17 protein-coding genes and 1 tRNA gene are annotated in these 15,314 nt (G+C 65.3%); 9 read left to right on the forward strand and 9 right to left on the reverse strand.

The genetic code is table 11. The features are described 5' to 3' along the window. Positions 1-47: 47 nt before the first annotated feature. From IPG14_RS12940 to IPG14_RS12950, 3 genes are all read left to right on the forward strand, one after another. Positions 48-1,316 (forward strand): glutamate-5-semialdehyde dehydrogenase, encoded by a 1,269-nt coding sequence (locus tag IPG14_RS12940; RefSeq protein WP_343392276.1) that lies wholly within the window; start codon positions 48-50, stop codon positions 1,314-1,316. Next, a complete protein-coding gene (locus IPG14_RS12945) occupies positions 1,313-1,627 on the forward strand; it encodes a hypothetical protein (RefSeq protein WP_343385966.1) in 315 nt (104 codons plus the stop codon). Before IPG14_RS12940 ends, IPG14_RS12945 begins: the two co-directional genes overlap by 4 nt. A gap of 70 nt (positions 1,628-1,697) precedes the next feature. Continuing rightward, positions 1,698-1,785, forward strand: a tRNA-Ser gene (locus IPG14_RS12950). Positions 1,786-1,869: 84 nt separating this feature from the next. Here the strand turns inward: IPG14_RS12950 and IPG14_RS12955 are convergent. The 4 genes from IPG14_RS12955 to IPG14_RS12970 all read right to left on the reverse strand — a co-directional run bounded on the left by IPG14_RS12955 (position 1,870) and on the right by IPG14_RS12970 (position 5,059). Beyond that, positions 1,870-2,070: a hypothetical protein gene (locus IPG14_RS12955; RefSeq protein WP_343387532.1), complete on the reverse strand. Its 201-nt coding sequence runs from the start codon at positions 2,068-2,070 to the stop codon at positions 1,870-1,872. 160 nt (positions 2,071-2,230) lie between these two features. Continuing rightward, positions 2,231-2,455 (reverse strand): hypothetical protein, encoded by a 225-nt coding sequence (locus IPG14_RS12960; RefSeq protein WP_343392095.1) that lies wholly within the window; start codon positions 2,453-2,455, stop codon positions 2,231-2,233. A 164-nt stretch (positions 2,456-2,619) separates the two neighbouring features. After that, entirely contained in the window at positions 2,620-3,666 is a 1,047-nt protein-coding gene (locus tag IPG14_RS12965; protein WP_343392096.1) for a metalloregulator ArsR/SmtB family transcription factor, read from the reverse strand. 76 nt (positions 3,667-3,742) lie between these two features. Then, the gene (locus IPG14_RS12970) at positions 3,743-5,059 is read right to left on the reverse strand and encodes an NAD(P)/FAD-dependent oxidoreductase (RefSeq protein ID WP_343392097.1); all 1,317 of its coding nucleotides are present in this window, start codon (positions 5,057-5,059) and stop codon (positions 3,743-3,745) included. A 181-nt stretch (positions 5,060-5,240) separates the two neighbouring features. Here IPG14_RS12970 and IPG14_RS12975 point away from each other — a divergent pair, with 181 nt between their 5' ends. Then, complete coding sequence (locus IPG14_RS12975) at positions 5,241-5,564, forward strand: hypothetical protein (RefSeq protein ID WP_343385971.1); 324 nt, start codon at positions 5,241-5,243, stop codon at positions 5,562-5,564. Between the two features lie 27 nt (positions 5,565-5,591). Here IPG14_RS12975 and cysS read toward each other — a convergent pair whose 3' ends face one another. Next, a complete protein-coding gene (gene cysS, locus IPG14_RS12980) occupies positions 5,592-6,965 on the reverse strand; it encodes a cysteine--tRNA ligase (RefSeq protein ID WP_343385972.1) in 1,374 nt (457 codons plus the stop codon). Between the two features lie 262 nt (positions 6,966-7,227). Here cysS and IPG14_RS12985 point away from each other — a divergent pair, with 262 nt between their 5' ends. From IPG14_RS12985 to IPG14_RS13005, 5 genes are all read left to right on the forward strand, one after another. Next, positions 7,228-8,157, forward strand: coding sequence for a lytic transglycosylase domain-containing protein (locus tag IPG14_RS12985; protein ID WP_343392098.1), 930 nt, complete (start codon positions 7,228-7,230; stop codon positions 8,155-8,157). 77 nt (positions 8,158-8,234) lie between these two features. After that, positions 8,235-9,473, forward strand: coding sequence for a mechanosensitive ion channel domain-containing protein (locus tag IPG14_RS12990; protein ID WP_343385974.1), 1,239 nt, complete (start codon positions 8,235-8,237; stop codon positions 9,471-9,473). Positions 9,474-9,524: 51 nt separating this feature from the next. Continuing rightward, positions 9,525-10,211 carry a hypothetical protein gene (locus IPG14_RS12995; protein WP_343392099.1) on the forward strand — a complete coding sequence of 229 codons (687 nt, stop codon included), beginning with the start codon at positions 9,525-9,527 and terminating at the stop codon, positions 10,209-10,211. Positions 10,212-10,288: 77 nt separating this feature from the next. Further along, positions 10,289-10,507, forward strand: coding sequence for a hypothetical protein (locus IPG14_RS13000; protein ID WP_343392100.1), 219 nt, complete (start codon positions 10,289-10,291; stop codon positions 10,505-10,507). A gap of 200 nt (positions 10,508-10,707) precedes the next feature. After that, complete coding sequence (locus tag IPG14_RS13005; RefSeq protein ID WP_343385977.1) at positions 10,708-11,643, forward strand: MBL fold metallo-hydrolase; 936 nt, start codon at positions 10,708-10,710, stop codon at positions 11,641-11,643. Between the two features lie 12 nt (positions 11,644-11,655). Here IPG14_RS13005 and IPG14_RS13010 read toward each other — a convergent pair whose 3' ends face one another. From IPG14_RS13010 to IPG14_RS13025, 4 genes are all read right to left on the reverse strand, one after another. Next, positions 11,656-11,979: an HIT family protein gene (locus tag IPG14_RS13010; protein ID WP_343387524.1), complete on the reverse strand. Its 324-nt coding sequence runs from the start codon at positions 11,977-11,979 to the stop codon at positions 11,656-11,658. After that, the gene (locus IPG14_RS13015; protein WP_343385979.1) at positions 11,976-13,244 is read right to left on the reverse strand and encodes a pitrilysin family protein; all 1,269 of its coding nucleotides are present in this window, start codon (positions 13,242-13,244) and stop codon (positions 11,976-11,978) included. The genes IPG14_RS13010 and IPG14_RS13015 overlap by 4 nt, the downstream gene beginning before the upstream one ends. A gap of 62 nt (positions 13,245-13,306) precedes the next feature. Beyond that, entirely contained in the window at positions 13,307-14,530 is a 1,224-nt protein-coding gene (coaBC, locus tag IPG14_RS13020; RefSeq protein ID WP_343392101.1) for a bifunctional phosphopantothenoylcysteine decarboxylase/phosphopantothenate--cysteine ligase CoaBC, read from the reverse strand. A gap of 4 nt (positions 14,531-14,534) precedes the next feature. Then, complete coding sequence (locus tag IPG14_RS13025) at positions 14,535-15,302, reverse strand: type III pantothenate kinase (protein ID WP_343386454.1); 768 nt, start codon at positions 15,300-15,302, stop codon at positions 14,535-14,537. Positions 15,303-15,314: the final 12 nt, after the last annotated feature.

A 15,314-nucleotide genomic window follows, 5' to 3' on the forward strand; every position in this document is an offset into this window, starting at 1 on the left:
TCAAGCGGCGACACCGCGGACGCATGGATTACACTACGGCAATGACCATGACGACCTCGCTGCTCCGGGAACGCGCCGCGGCCGCGCGGGCAGCTGCGCGCACCCTCGCTCGTGTTTCGACGGCAGACAAAGACGCCGCGCTCGCCCGGATCGCGGAGCTCCTCGAGACCGAACAGGCGCCGATCCTGGAAGCAAACGCTCGAGACCTCGCCGCCGCGCGCCAGGCGGGTCTCGATGACTACTTCATCGAGAGACTGACTCTCAACCCGGATCGATTGCGCGGCATCGCCGCCGATACGCGAAAGGTCATGACCCTCGACGACCCCGTCGGCGAAGTCTTCGATTCGCGTACGCTGCCGAACGGGCTGCTCATCGGGCGAAGGCGCGTGCCGCTCGGAGTGGTTGCCTGCATCTACGAATCTCGTCCCAACGTGACGGTAGACATCGCCGTGCTCTGCTTGAAGAGCGGGAACGCCGCGATCTTGCGCGGTGGCAAGGAGGCGCGGAACAGCAATGCCGCGCTTGGCGAACTCCTCCAGAAGGCACTGACCGGCGCCACGATCCCCGGTGATGCCATCCAGGTGATCTCGGACCCCGACCGCGCCCACGTCGACGAATTGCTGGAGATGAGCGACCTCATCGACCTGGTGGTCCCCCGCGGTGGAGCTCAATTGATCGATCATGTACGCCGGAACGCGACCATGCCGGTGGTGGCGCACGGCGATGCTGTTGTCCAGATTTATGTCGACTCCAGAGTGGACCTCGAGCAGGCCGTGGCGATTGTCGACAACGCCAAGACACGGCGCTACAGCATCTGCAACGCCGTCGACACGCTCCTCGTCCACGAGAACGTCGCCCCGGCCTTTCTCGGCCGGCTGGTTGGCAAGTGGGGGCCGAAGGTAACCTTCATCGGCGACAGCCGGGCCCGCGAAGTTCTCGAGCGAGCAGGCGCCAGCGACATCGAGCCAGCCACCCAGGAAACCTGGAAGACCGAGCACCTCGCCCTGCGGGTGGGAGTGCGTATCGTCGATTCGATGACTGAGGCCATCGAGCACATCGAGCACTACGGCAGCCACCATAGCGATGCCATCCTGAGCGATGACTATTCGAATGCCATGGAGTTCCTGGACGCGGTCGATTCGGCCGCGGTTTATGTCAACGCCAGCACACAGTTCACCGACGGCGCCCAGTTTGGGCTCGGCGCGGAAGTCGGGATTTCGACGCAGAAGATGCACGCGCGGGGGCCGATGGGCCTGCGCGAACTGACCAGCTACAAATGGACCATTGTGGGTCGAGGACAGGTGAGGCCGCTGTGATTAGCTTCGAACGGGAATGCCGGACGCCACATTCGGAGTCGTACACCGTATTAGAAGAGGGCGGCATCGTCGGCCGCATCGACCTCCACTACCAGGGCGCGAACGTTTACGGGACACTCTGCACGACCGCCGACGCGAACGAAGAGCGAATCCAGCAACTGATCGATGCCGCCGATGAGCAGCTGGTGATGACAGCTGACCCATATCGCGAAGATTTCGTCGTGACCGTCTGGCGCGGGTCGCCGGCGGGCGTCTACAGCGACAGTGACGCGGACGACGACGAAGAGGAAGACACCTTCCGGCTGAACTGAGTCCCTCGGCCCGGGACGAAGGCGGGCGATCGATGGCTCGAAGCGGCTGCCGCTTGGTACACTCCTGAGCGGAGAGGTGTCCGAGTGGTTGATGGTGCCGCTCTCGAAAAGCGGTGTGGCGCAAGTCACCGGGAGTTCGAATCTCCCCCTCTCCGCCAGAGAGCACCAACCGGGTAACCCCGAAAAGCAGAAGGCCCGCTGAGTTCAGCGGGCCTTCGTGTTTCGCAGCCTTCCGGGAAGAGTCACGCTGCGTGCTTGACGAGAACGGTCTCGATCCAGGTGGCGTTCCCCTCGCGGCGCCGGACAAAGAGGCGCGCGATGCGGTTTGGGGTTTTCGATTCCGCAGCGGCGCGGAAGCCGGCCGCTTCGCGCTCAAGCTCGGCATGCCGCTGCCGGTAGACCGTCGCGGCTAGCGCTGGATGGAGGAGCGGGTGCAGGGTCATGGTAGATGCTTTCCTTTTCGGTCGGCCGATTCCCGGCCGGTGATCCGAGTAGACGCCACCCCGGCATGCGTGCCCACCGCCGGAGGATGGGGACCGCCTCACTCGTTCGAGGGAGCGCGGACCAGTTGTGTGAAGCTGATCTCCTCCTGCTGCTCGCGCCTCAGGAATCGAGGGCTGGCCGGGGCTGGCCCGGCTCAGTGCCTGCGCTGCGCTGGCGGGCCAGCCGCCGCACGAGGGCATGGGCACTCGCCGCGACGGCGCCGTGGAGTGCGGGAAACTCGGCGGCGCCGAGTCCCAGCGATTCCCGACGCCGAGCCGCACGGGAGATCCGCTCCTCTCGGAGCTCGAGAATGCGTGCGTGGCTGTACGGGTCGAAGAGAGACATGCCGGTTCCTCCTTCTGCATGTGTCAATATAGTGACATAGGCATGTACCTAAGTCAATAGTTTATTGCCTAAGAGTTCGCCGGGATGCGCTTCCTGCCGCAACACCCTGCGACGACTACAAGGACAACGGAGAAGAGGCGGGATAGTAACGCGCGCGAGCCCCGCTAACGGGTATCCGCACCAAGCGAGTCGTCAAGCGCGGCCGCGACGAAGGACCGCACCGTCGCCTCATCGGACGCGTACCGGACCTGGTTGCCATCGCGTTCGGGCCGGGCGAGGCCCGCTTCGCGCAGGATCTTGAGATGAACGCTCACCGTCGGTTGCGAGAGTCCGAACTGGCTGGCAAGTTCCGTCACCGTCGCTGCGTGGTGCGATGGGCGCACCAGTTCCATCAAGATGCCCACCCGTGTCGGGTCGGAGAGCACTTTCATCCGCGCCGCTGTCATCTCGGCGCGTTCCTTGCGGCGGGCCTCCCGGTCCGCGCTCTCGACTCCGACGCCGACAATCACGAGCCCGGGAAAAGCCCAGTAGAACTGTCCACCGCCGGCCAGTCCCAGCGGGACAACAACAAGTTCATTTCTCTCGCGTGCGGCCGCGATGTGGGCCTGGTAGGCGTCCTTGTGGACGAAGCTGTTACCCGGCAGCAGCAACCGAAGATCGGCGCCTGCGCGGGCCCGCGCAGCGATGTCCCGGGCCGAGCGTTCCGCATCCGACTGCCCGAACTTCTGCCAGTAGGGCTCGATGACTGCGAATAGCTCGCGGACAAGGTTCACCAGGGACTCCCGCAGGCGGGCATCGCGGCCGAGCAGTGCGACTCGGCGGGCGATCAGATCGACCACCCCGGGCGGTTCACTCGGCAGCGCCGGCACACCCGGCGCAGCGGCAAGTGTAGGCTCGAGAGCGTCGACGAAAGGTGACACAGAGTTCGCGAAGAGGGTGCCGCTCCGGTACCCGGCAACCAGCAACTCTCCGCATTCGCGGTAGGGCTGACCTTCCAGTTCGTCGAGGCCGGGCGCGACCCAGAATGTCTCGAGGCGACCAACCAGCCCGGGTTGCTCCCGGTGGACGTCCCGCACCCACTCGGGAACCCACTTCTCCGGGTCGATGCAGTGCTTGCGCAGGAGGAACAACCCGAACTGCAGTTCAAGGACGGGGGCGACCGAAACGCGAAGGTCGCCCGCTGTTTCGCCTGGGCCGAATTCGGAAGGCATCGTGCCTTAACTATATACCTAATTGGTCGGCGGTAAAGGCCAACCGGCGTGCCCGGCGCCGACCCCGCACCGTACGCTAATCGACGACCTTCGCGCACGCCCAACGAAAGAGCTCCGAAGCCGTTGGATAGGGATGGACCGTGGAGGCAACCTGCCGCGCCGTGAGTCCATGCTGGATCGCAAGGCAGGCCTCGCCCACGAGGGTGCTCCCGCGGGCGCAGATGAAGTGCGCACCGAGCAAGACTCCGCTCTGTCCGTCGGCGATGACTTTGGCAAAGCCGTCGGTCTGCCCGGTGGTCCGGAACCAGTCGAGTTCAGCAGCGTCCAGGCGGGCAACGCGGATCTCGGCGCGGTCCGCCCGGGCCTGTTCCTCGGTCATCCCGGCATGCCCAATCTCCGGTTCGGTGAAGATCGCCCAGGGGACGGTGGTCTCCGGGATCGGCTCGCAGACACCACTTTCGATGTGTTTGCCGATGTGGTGTGCCTGGTAGCTGGCGAAGTGCGTGAACTGGAATTTCCCGGTGATGTCGCCGGCCGCCCAGAGTCCGTCCAGATTGGTCTTCCCACAGGGGGAGATCGCGACAAAGCCGCGCTTATCGAGTTCAAGGCCCAGTTCAGCGAGGCCTGCCGGCACCTGTGGGAGCCGCCCGGCCGCCACCAGCACTTCATCGAAGATGAACCGTCCGCTCGCGGTCGTGACGGTAACGGCGCCATCGTCAGAGCGGTCCACGCGCTGGATCTGCGCCCCCGCGACGACGCGCATCCCCTCCCGCTCCAGGATGCCGGTGAGTTCCATGGATACCTCGGGGTCCTCGGTCCCGGCAATACGCGGAGCGGCCTCGAACAGCGTCACGCTCGACCCGAGGCGCAGGAAGCTCTGGCCGAGCTCGAGGCCAATGGGGCCACCGCCAATCACAGCAAGGCGCGAAGGCAACTGCGCGAGCGTGAAGATCGTCCGGTTCGTCTGTGGCCGGGCATCGGCCAGTCCTGGAATTGGTGGTAGGCCCGGTCCGGTGCCAGTGGCGATGACCACGTTGGTCGCGCTGATCTCCGATGCGCCGGCACGGACCCGCGTTGGCGCACCGAATACGGCTTCGCCCCAATAGAGGTCGATCCCATCGCCCCGCATCCCGCCATTCGGGTCGCTCCCACGGACACGGAGCTGAGTGCTGTGGATGCTGGCGACCACCTCATCCCACCCCATGCCGCGGCTGTTCGCATCCTTCGAGAGGTGAATCAGTGCCTTGCTCGGGATGCAGCCATCGTTGAGGCACTCCCCACCCAGGTGCTCGCTTTCGACGACAGCGACGCGCTGCCCCTTCCGGCCAAGCGTGCGCGCGATGTTGTCGCCGGCGGAACCGTTGCCGATGACGATGAGGTCGTACGTGCTCATAGGTGGTCGTTCCTTGCGCGATGGGTCTCCCAAGCTTCAGCGGACACGCCGCGCAGATCCAGTGGCCACTCGCCCACCAGTGCCCATTCGCTCCAACTCTTTACCAACATTTCGGGTGTCCCGTCACTCTGCGGCGGGCAGGCGCCATCTCCTCAGTGAGCGGCACAACAGGAGTAGAGCAATGGAAACGAACCTTCGCAGCATCGCTTCACGCGGATACGTCATCGAATCGACGAACATCCCCGCGGGCTTCGGCGCACACCTCGAACGCGAAGGCCTGGCCGGAATGACAGCGCTCACCCTCGACGGGATGTACCTCGAGCCGAGGGAGCCGCTGGCAACTATCTTCCGGGCCTTCGAACGGACTGGCGCCCGCATCGACGGGGTTCGGCGCGCGGGACAGCCTTCGGATTGGCACCTCACTGCCCGCGCGGCGGCCGGCTGGCGGATGCGCCTGGGCAACCAGCGCGCGGCCGAGTGGCTCCCGACGCTGCCGGCGGCGTAAGAAACCGCCCCCAGACCGCGCAAGCCCTTATTTCGCCTGCCAGACGGTCCCTTCCGGGCCGTCTTTCACTTCAACACCGAGTTCCAGGAGCCCGTCGCGGACATGGTCGGCGAGTTGCCACTGCTTCGCCGCTCGCAGTTCGGTGCGAAGCGTGACAAGAAGGTCGATGAAGGGCGCCGCCTGTTGAGTGGAGCTGGAAGTCGCCTGGAGCGAAAGCCCGAGGACGTCGCAGAGCTCCCGCAAGGTGGCGCGGGCATCCGCGGTGTTTCCGCCCGCATCGGTCGCCCGGTTGATGTCGCGCGTCAGGTCGAACAGCGCAGCAAGCGCGCGGGGCGTGTTCAGGTCGTCTTCCATCGCTTCAATAAACGTCGAACGGGTGGCGCCGGGGTCGAGGACCTCTCCGCCCGCGGCGCCGGTGCGAAAAGCCGCGTTGCGGAGGCGTTCGACGCCCGCTTTCGCTGCATCCATGGCCTCGTCGGTGTAGCTCGACGGGCTGCGGTAGTGACTGGTGATGACGAACATCCGGAGCGCGTCGCCTCCGAAACTCTCGAGGGCCTCCGCGATCGTCACCAGGTTGCCCACTGACTTCGACATCTTGTCGCCGCTGAGCTGGAGAAGGGCGTTGTGCATCCAGATACGGGCGAACGGGGGCTTTTCCGTGTACGCCTCGGTCTGGGCGATCTCGTTCGTGTGGTGGGGAAAGATGAGGTCGGCCCCGCCACCGTGGATGTCGATCTGTTCGCCCAGGGCATGGAGAGCCATCGCCGAGCATTCGATGTGCCACCCCGGGCGGCCGTGGCCCCACGGGCTCTCCCAGCTCGGTTCACCGGGCTTGGCCGTCTTCCACAGGGCAAAGTCGAGCGGGTCCGATTTCAGCTCCGTTGGGTCGATGCGCGCGCCCGAGAGGAGGTCGTCGATGTCGCGCCTGGAGAGTGCGCCGTAAGCAGCAGCCCCGAACTTGCGCACTCGGTAGTACACGTCGCCGCCGGATTCGTAGGCGAAGTCCTTGGAGATGAGACCCTGGATGAACTCGATGATCTGCGGGACGACTTCGGTCACCCGCGGGTAAACGTGCGCGGGCTGGACGTTCATTGCCCGGAGCTGGCGGAAGTAGTCCTCGATGTTCTGTGCGGCGAGCTCGGCCATCGGCACGCCCAGGCGGTTTGCCCGGTCGATCAGCTTGTCGTCGATGTCAGTGAAGTTCTGGACATGGCGGACCGGGATGCCACGCCAATCCAGGTAGCGCCGAAGGACGTCGAAGACAATGGCGTGGAGCGCATGACCGACGTGGCTCTCGGAATAGGGAGTGACTCCACAGACGTACATCCGCACCACGCCGTCTTCGGCGAGCGCGGGGAGGAGCTCGCTCCGGGTGTTGCTGAGGGTGTCGTGGAGTTGCATTTCGTATCCTGCAGGGGAGATGAGTGACCATCTTAACGGGTTCCACGCTCAGGCAATCGGGGTATGACGAAGGGGAAGTCGGGGTATTTCTTTGCAGTCGCCAAGCGTGGGGTTGATTGCTCCGGGTGGATTGATATGGCACCCTAACGGCCACCTCTTGGCGGGGTGAACCGGCGCAACCATGTCCGGCCTAGGCCGTTCTGCGTGCATGGCTGCGCCAAAAAGAACTTATGAGTAGTACCTCACGCGAGGAAACCCCCGCGTGACCGCTCGGCTCCCCGAGGAGCCAATGCGCGTCACGAGCTGGCTGGCAGGCTGGTTGGACTACGTGTTCGCCATCATCCTGGTAGCCAGCCGCTGGCTACGCTTGCCCGTCGCCCGGCCCGTCGACGAGCCCGTCATGCTCAGCGCCTTCGCGCCGGCCATGAGCGACCAGTACTCGCCTCGCTGGAATGAGTCAGCCCCCCGGCAACAGAGCGGCGCCTTCATCCGCGTCGCCGAGATTGCGATGCTCTCGATCTCGTTCTTCCTGGCGGCCCACCTGCTGTCTGGTGGCACGCCGACGGTTGCCGCGCCGGACCTCGGCGCATTCGGACTCCTCTCTGAACGCGCCCACGCTGAAACCCTCCCTGTCCCATCCGCGGCGAGCAAGCTGGTCGAAGTCCCGGCCGGCAGCTTCGCGCAGCAGCCTGCGGCGAATTCGACAGAGACGGCTGCGGCGTCGACAAGAGACGAAGAAGCTGCCCTGCTCGCCGAACCCGCTGCCGCCGATACCGCCGCAGCTTCGGTGCAGGAAGCCGCACCGGTTGCCCCGGCCGCGGTGGAGCTGCCGGCTCCGGCTCCGGCGCCTCCAGCACCGGTCGCCACGGTCGCAGCGAACCTTCCCACTCTCCCCGACCGCTACCTCACTGCCGAGGAGATCCGCAGTGCCGCCCTCGCCGCGGGTTGGCCGGCGGCGATCATCCCCCAGCTCGAACGCGTGGCCTGGTGCGAGAGCCGCTACCACACGCACGCGCAGTACCTCGGCGCCCTCGGACTCATGCAGCTCTTGCCCTTCTGGTTCGACGTAGCGGGCCTCGACCGCGCTATGTGGGCCGACCCGGTCGTCAACCTCAAGGCCGCGTACGTTGCCTACATCGAACACGAACGCGCCTTCGGCGACCCGTGGCACGCCTGGACCTGCAAGCCTTAGCGCTTGCCAACGTTCCTCCCTCGCCGCCTGCATCGCCTCGCTTCTTTGTTTCTCTACCGGTGAGTACGCTTTCGCGCGTGCCCTCCTTCCTCTGGTTCGACAATAGCGCGCTGGACCTGACCGCCCGCCAATACGGTGGACTGGCGATCATCGTCGGAGCCGCACTTGCCGCCCAGATCATTTACCTGGCGCTCAGCACCTTCTTCATCCGGACTCACAACTCCCCCGAACGGCGCGCCTTCTGGCGAAAAGAACGCCGCCGCCTCGACGGGGTTGTCTTCGGGACGTTCATCGCCGTCGCCATCCTCACCGGTGTTCGCTTCCTCGACCTTGACGCCGACCTGGAGGACACGGTCAACGTCGCCGCACGGGTGCTTGGCGCGGTCTGCGCGGGGCTGCTCCTGCTTCGTGGAATCGCGATCGTGGGGAACTACCTGCTCGACAAGGCGGCGCTGACCGAGACGCGCCTCGATGACCAGCTCATCCCCCTCGTCCGCCAAACAGCCAACGTTTTCGTCGTGCTCGTGGGCGCGCTCTTTGTGCTTTCAAACCTGGATGTCGATGTTGGCGCACTCATCGCCGGGCTGGGAATTGGCGGCCTCGCCGTCGCGTTGGCCGCACAGGACACGATCAAGAACCTGCTCGGGGGTATCACCGTCCTGGCCGACCGGCCCTTCCAGGTCGGCGATTGGATCGTCGTCGGTGATGTGGAGGGCACCGTCGAAAAAGTCGGGTTCCGCTCGATGCGGGTGCGCACCTTCAAGGACTCCCTCATCACCGTCCCGAACGGGCAGTTGACCGACCACGTCGTTGACAACATGGGCGTCCGCGCCTTCCGGCGGTACGACACCACGCTGCGGCTGCCGCTTTCGAGCACTCCGGACCAGGTCCAGGCGTTCTGCGAAGGCGTGAGGGCGCTGCTCCACGCGAACGAACGTGTCCGCCAGGATTACTTCTTCTGCGAGTTCGAGCGGATTGGCGAATCCACCATCGAGATCCTGCTCTACTGCTTCTTCGCCGCGCCCGACTGGGGCACCGAACTCCGGGCGAAGCACATTCTCAACCTCGATATCCTCCGCCTCGCGGATTCCCTGGGATTGCGGCTTGCCACTCCTGCCTCGACCGTCCAGCTCGATGGCTGGCTCGGCGGCGCGAAACCGGCAACAACCATCCCGCGCGAACGCCTGGCTCGCGCCATCGAGAGCCTCTCCGAGCCCGGCCGGGCAGGCCAGGCGGCTCACTCGTCACTGACCCACGGGTTCGAACCAGACACCGCCGCGGCAGGGTTCAATAAGGGGGACAGCCAGGAAGGCTAACCGGCGGCGAGAGGGGCGCGTTGCGCGCTCCAGGGACACAATGTCCACGTCGTGCGCATCTTCTTGAGCATCGTGGCGGTCCTGTTCATCCTCGGCGGAGGCGCCTGCGCGGTCCCCTCCCTCGTCACGTACCGCGCCCTCGATGGGGAAGGCTACATCAGTGGCAGCGGCGCCATGAGCACCAGTACCGCCGCGTTTGTCACTGGAACTGCCGAGTTCGAGGAAGTCAGCCAGGACGAAGTCGAAGAGAGCAGCCCCGGCGGCAGCGTGCGCATCCGGATCGCGGCCGAACGGACCGACGGAGGCGAGGTCCTCGTGGCCGTCGGCTCCGCTGAAGCCGTGCAGGCCCTCGTCGTCCGCGGAAGCCACGAAATCGTGAACGGCCTTGAGTTCGAACCTTTCGACTTCGATGGCGTTGCGGTTGGCGGGACCCGCCCGCTGGCCGCCCCCGAAGCTGGCCTGTTCGCCGTCTCATCGAGCGGCCCTGGCCGCCAGGAGATCACGTGGACCGTCGCCTCCGGGGAGTGGCGGGCCGTGATCATGAACGCGGACGGCAGGCCGGGCGTGGACGTCGATGTGCGCTTCGGGGTCCGATTCCCCTACCTGCGTGGATTCGCAATCGCGGGCATGGTCATCGGGGTGGTCCTCATCCTGGCTGGAGTGCTCTGGTTGGCCTTCCTCTACCGTCCGGGAAGGCGCCGCGAGCCGGATCCCGGCGCGGCCATGCCACCGGAGTAACGCGCTGGGCCGATGGTGCCCAAGGGTTGTATCGTGCTACTCACGCGACTAGGCTGCACTCGACCAGGAGGCACCCCATGACAATGCCGGCAGCAGAATCCGAACGCATCCGCGGTTACCTCATCGGCCAGGCGGCGAAGCTGACCATTCCGGAACTCGTGGAGAAGGTCCGGACAGACTCGGCGGCATTGAAAGCGGCGGGAGAATCCGTCCCGGGCAACCAGTTTACCTGGCGATACGTGAGCCGCTTTACGAACGCGTGCTGCAAGCGAAGGGCGACGAGCACCTCGACGTGAAGATGACCCATCCGTGGTTCGGCGAGTTCAGCTGGCGAGAGTGGTTCCTCTTCATGCGCGTCCACGACCTGGACCACATGCGCCAACTCCAGGCGATCGCCGCCGCCCTTTCCTGAGTACGGCTGGAAGGCACGCTTGCGGCGCTTGGATCGGCGGCGGCTGCGTGGTTGAATGCGCCGGTCACCCCTGGAGGTTCCGCAATGTCGTCCGCATCCGTGCCGCTCCACGCCGAAATACCGCCCCCGGCCATCGAGGAAGTTAGCAAAGACATCTACGCCTACATCCAGCTCGACGGCAGCTGGTTCCTCAACAACACGGGGTGCATCGTCGGGCAAGACACCGCGACCGCGATCGACTCGACCGGGACGGAAGCGCGGGCCCGTGCCTGGCACGCCGCCCTTCGCACGGTCACTCCCAAGCCGGTCACGACGCTCATCAACACGCACAGTCACGGCGACCACACGCACGGGAACTTCATGTTCGCGGACTCGGCGATCATCGGCAGCGAGCTGTGCCGGAGAGAAGTAATCGCCAGCGGAACACGGGCGCACGCGCTCTTCCCGATGATCGAGTTCGGGGACTGCCCGGTTACGCCGCCGACGGTCACGTTCGAGGACAGACTCTCCGTCTACGTAGACGATCTCCGGGTCGAATTGATCTTCGTCGGCCCCGCCCACACCACAAACGACATCATCGCCTGGATCCCTGAGCGAAAACTGCTCTTCAGCGGCGACGTCATTTTCAACGGCGGCACCCCGTTCGCCCTCGGCGGGTCGGTCGGAGGGTGGCTCGAAGCGCTCGATGTCGTTGAGGGGCTCGGAGCGGAGACGATCGTTCCCGGCCACGGACCGGTCTGCGGCCCGCCGGTCATCCGGGAAGTGCGCGACTACCTCCAGTTCGTCCAGGAGACGGCGAAGCGGGGCATGTCGGCGGGGACTCCCCCACTGGAACTCGCACAGTCCCTGGACCTGGGCAGGTTCGAATCGCTGCACGACAAGGAACGACTGGTCCCGAACCTGCACCGGGCGTACTCGGAACTGCGCGGGGAGCGCTGGGGCCGGCCGCTCGACTTCCAGCAACTCTTCACCGAGATGCTCATTTACAACGGCAACCAGCCGCTCCGCTGCTTCGCGTAAGCCCAGCGCGAATTACGCGGTGGCCCCTTCATCGTCCGCTCCCACGTGCACGTGGAAGTGCTTCGATTCCTGGTACTTGCCGAGGTTCGTGACGATATGGGCACCGCCGTGCTCGGCGGCGAGCTGCCCCGCCACGGCGCGCACCACCTCGAAAACGCTGGCGAGCGTGCCCGCATCGCAATCCAGCAGCGAGTCCACGTGGCGCCTGGGGGTCACGACGACATGGTGCGCGTAGTACGGGCGGGTGTGCCAATACGCGACAACCTCTTCGTCTTCGAACACTTTCTCGACAGGTGTCCGGCCAGAGAGAAGCTCGTCGCAGTACCAGTCGCTCATGCCATGGCCGCTTCGATTTCGCCCTCATCCAGGCCGGGCCCTACCACCGCGCAGTGGAGCTTCTCGCGGACGATGACGCGCTTTGCAACAGCAGTCACTTCGTCCGCGGTCACCGCTTCGATCTGGCTGACAACTTGCTCGACGCTTTCGATTGCGCCTTTCGTGAGGAGCAGCTCGCCGTGGCGCTGGCCGAGCGAGAACGCCGTCTCGAGGGAGAGGCGGAACCGGCCGATGTTGTGGTCCTTCGCTTTGCGAAGCTCTTCCGGGGGCACCGTCTGCGTCAGCAGCTTCTCGGTTTCTTCGAGGCAGACGCTGATGGTCTCGCGCAGCTTGTCGCGATTCACGCCGGCCGAAATCGTGAAGACGCCGGCATCGGCGAGGTAGCCGTAACCCGAGCCGATCGAGTACGCGAGGCCGCGCCGTTCCCGCACTTCACGGAAGAGCCGCGAAGACATCCCGGCGCCAAGCACATCGTTCATGATCCGGATGGCGAAGCGGTCCGGGTCGTCCCGGCCAAAGATCGGGAGCCCGAGGTACATCGTGCACTGGTCAATCGCGCGGGAATCGGTGACGACGCGCTGCCCTGTCACCGACCCGTCGTAGGGGACGATCGACGGCAGGGAGCCATCCTGCATCCCCGAAAAGAGCGGAGTAGCGAGCTGGACGACCTGCTGATGCGTCACGTTGCCCGCCACCGAGAGCACGATGTTCGAGGGCTTGTACCACTCGCCGATGTGCTCGATGAAGTCCGGCCGGCTCCAGGTTGGAATGAGTTCGACGGGACCACCAACATCCCAGCCCGAGGGTTGCTCGCCGTAGACAGCGGTGCCGATGAGCCGGCCGGCCCAGGCGCCGGGGTTGTCGTGATTGCGCTTCAGTTCCTGCTGGACCACCGGGCATTCGCGTTCGATCTCGGACTGTTCCAGCTTCGAGTTGAGGAGCATGTCGGCTGCCACATCGAGCGCGGTCTCGAAACGGTCGTAGGGGACGATGTTCCAGTAGCAGGTGAACTCTTTGTTCGTGTAGGCATTCAGGGTCCCACCGGCGCCCTCGATCTCCTGCGCGATAAGGATGGCATCCGGGCGTCGCTCGGTGCCCTTGAACACCATGTGCTCGAGAAAGTGCGTGATGCCGTTGAGGCGCGCGGGCTCCGAACGGGATCCCACGCCGACGAAGATATTGACGGAGACCGCCTGCGTAGACGGCATCGGCGTGGTCACGATCCGAAGCCCGTTCGCCAGTGTTGAGATTTCCCAGGTTTCCAAGGGCGCCTCCATCCGAGTGGAGGCGAATCATACGTGCCAACGGGGAACGGGGAACCGCTGCGTTAGCGAGAAGCGCCTCGGCTAAGCCGTGCCGCCACCCGGTCGAGGATCGCCAGTCCCACCGCGTACTTCGTCATCATCGGGAGTTCCTCGTGCCGCCCGTCCGAGTGGAAGATCGTCACCTGGTTCGTATCGGTCCCGAACCCAGACCCGGCCGCGCTGACGTCGTTCGCGACGATGAAGTCGAGACGCTTTGCGGGGAGCTTCTGGCGGGCGTACTCCTCCAGATTCCGAGTCTCGGCGGCAAAGCCGACTCGTACCCCTCCGGCCGGCAGCGTCGCGATGATGTCGGGATTCTTCACGAGCTCGATGTCGAGGGCGCCCTCGTCCGAGCTCTTCTTCAGTTTGTGCGCAGAAGGGTTCGCCGGGCGGTAATCCGCCGGAGCCGCCGACATGATGATCGCATCTGAATCGGCGGTTGCCTGTTCGAGCGCGACGAGCATCTCGGCGACGGTGTTCACATCGACCCGGTGGATGCCGTAGGGAGTCTCGAGTGCGACCGGCCCCGTGACCAGGGTGACGTGGGCGCCCCGGTCGCGAGCTGCTTCGGCGATCGCGAAGCCCATCTTCCCGGTGCTGCGATTGCCCACGTAGCGGACCGGATCGAGCGGTTCCTGTGTGCCACCGGCACTGACGACGATGTGGCGGCCGGCCAAGTCGCCCGAACGCTGGCCGATGAGCATCCGGACGGCGCCGACCACCTGGGGGACTTCGGCGAGGCGCCCGAGCCCGCTTCGCCCACTCGCAAGCCGCCCTTCCATGGGACCGACGAATTCCACGCCACGGTTGCGGAGGGTAGTCACGTTCTCCTGCGTCGCGGGATGCTCCCACATCTGGTTGTCCATCGCCGGAGCCAGGAGGATCGGAGCCGTGGTCGCGAGCGCCGTCAGCGTCACCATGTCCGAGGTCATCCCGTGGGCCAACCTGGCGAGGCAGTCCGCGGTCGCGGGCGCGATGACGAACACATCCGCCCGGCGGGCGACTTCGACATGCGCTTCAGCCTCCGCTGCCGCGAACATATCGACGACTACCGGGCGCCCCGTGAGCGACTGGAACGTCAGCGGGGTCACGAATTGCGTAGCCGCGGGAGTCATCACCACTTCGACGGTAGCGCCCGCCTGACGGAGCTTGCTCGCGAGGTCCGCCGCCTTGAACGCCGAGATGGACCCCGTGACGCCGAGTGCCACGTGCTTTCCGGAAAGAGGGAGCGGGCTAGGTGTTTCCATCGATTTACTCGGCATTCATCTCGTAGATGAGCCTGAGCCCGGTGAGTGTCAGGTCGCCGTTGATGACGTCGATGCAATCGGTTTCCTGGGCGATGGTGTTCGCCAGACCGCCGGTCGCGATGACTTTCGGGTTTCCCGTGAGTTCCGCCTTGAACCTCCGCACAAGTCCTTCCACCAGCCCGACGTAGCCAAAGAGGATGCCCGACTGCATTGCGTGGATCGTGTTCTTGCCGATGGCAACAGGGGGACGTTCGAGTTGGACGCGGTAGAGCATGGCCGCCCGGCTGAACAGGGCCTCGCTCGCGATGCCGATTCCGGGAGCTATTGCCCCGCCAAGGTAGTCGCCGTGTTCGTTCACCGCATCGAAGACCGTGGCCGTGCCGAAGTCGACGACAATCACCGGCGCTCCGTAGAGCTTGATTGCCGCGACCGCATCGATGATGCGGTCGGCGCCGAGCTGCTTGGGGTTGTCGTAGAGGATGCGGACGCCGGTCCGGAGCCCGTGCCCGACGACCATCGGCTCGATCTTGAAGTACTTCCGGCAGACCTGCTCAAACGTCGGGATCAGCGGCGGTACGTCACACCCGATGATGCAGGCGCCGATCTGGCTAGCGGCTATTCCACCGGTGTCGAGCAAGTTCATGAGGAGAACGCCGTACTCGTCCGGCAGCTTCTCCTGTTCGACGCCGATGCGCCACGTGTTGGCGATGGTGTCGCCGTCCCAGAGGCCGATGTGGATGCTGGTGTTGCCGATGTCGAGCGCGAGGAGCACTTCGCGTTTACC

It is taken from the genome of Candidatus Amarobacter glycogenicus (genome assembly GCF_016704105.1).
Classification (GTDB): domain Bacteria; phylum Chloroflexota; class Dehalococcoidia; order Tepidiformales; family Tepidiformaceae; genus Amarobacter; species Amarobacter glycogenicus.

What these genes read in the sequence shown, in the direction of transcription:
- IPG14_RS12940 (WP_343392276.1), top strand. Translation starts at nt 48, where the DNA reads ATGACGACCTCGCTGCTCCGGGAACGCGCCGCGGCCGCGCGGGCAGCT.
- IPG14_RS12955 (WP_343387532.1), bottom strand. Translation starts at nt 2,070, where the DNA reads ATGACCCTGCACCCGCTCCTCCATCCAGCGCTAGCCGCGACGGTCTAC.
- IPG14_RS12960 (WP_343392095.1), bottom strand. Translation starts at nt 2,455, where the DNA reads ATGTCTCTCTTCGACCCGTACAGCCACGCACGCATTCTCGAGCTCCGA.
- IPG14_RS12965 (WP_343392096.1), bottom strand. Translation starts at nt 3,666, where the DNA reads ATGCCTTCCGAATTCGGCCCAGGCGAAACAGCGGGCGACCTTCGCGTT.
- IPG14_RS12970 (WP_343392097.1), bottom strand. Translation starts at nt 5,059, where the DNA reads ATGAGCACGTACGACCTCATCGTCATCGGCAACGGTTCCGCCGGCGAC.
- IPG14_RS12975 (WP_343385971.1), top strand. Translation starts at nt 5,241, where the DNA reads ATGGAAACGAACCTTCGCAGCATCGCTTCACGCGGATACGTCATCGAA.
- cysS (WP_343385972.1), bottom strand. Translation starts at nt 6,965, where the DNA reads ATGCAACTCCACGACACCCTCAGCAACACCCGGAGCGAGCTCCTCCCC.
- IPG14_RS13000 (WP_343392100.1), top strand. Translation starts at nt 10,289, where the DNA reads ATGACAATGCCGGCAGCAGAATCCGAACGCATCCGCGGTTACCTCATC.
- IPG14_RS13005 (WP_343385977.1), top strand. Translation starts at nt 10,708, where the DNA reads ATGTCGTCCGCATCCGTGCCGCTCCACGCCGAAATACCGCCCCCGGCC.
- IPG14_RS13010 (WP_343387524.1), bottom strand. Translation starts at nt 11,979, where the DNA reads ATGAGCGACTGGTACTGCGACGAGCTTCTCTCTGGCCGGACACCTGTC.
- coaBC (WP_343392101.1), bottom strand. Translation starts at nt 14,530, where the DNA reads ATGGAAACACCTAGCCCGCTCCCTCTTTCCGGAAAGCACGTGGCACTC.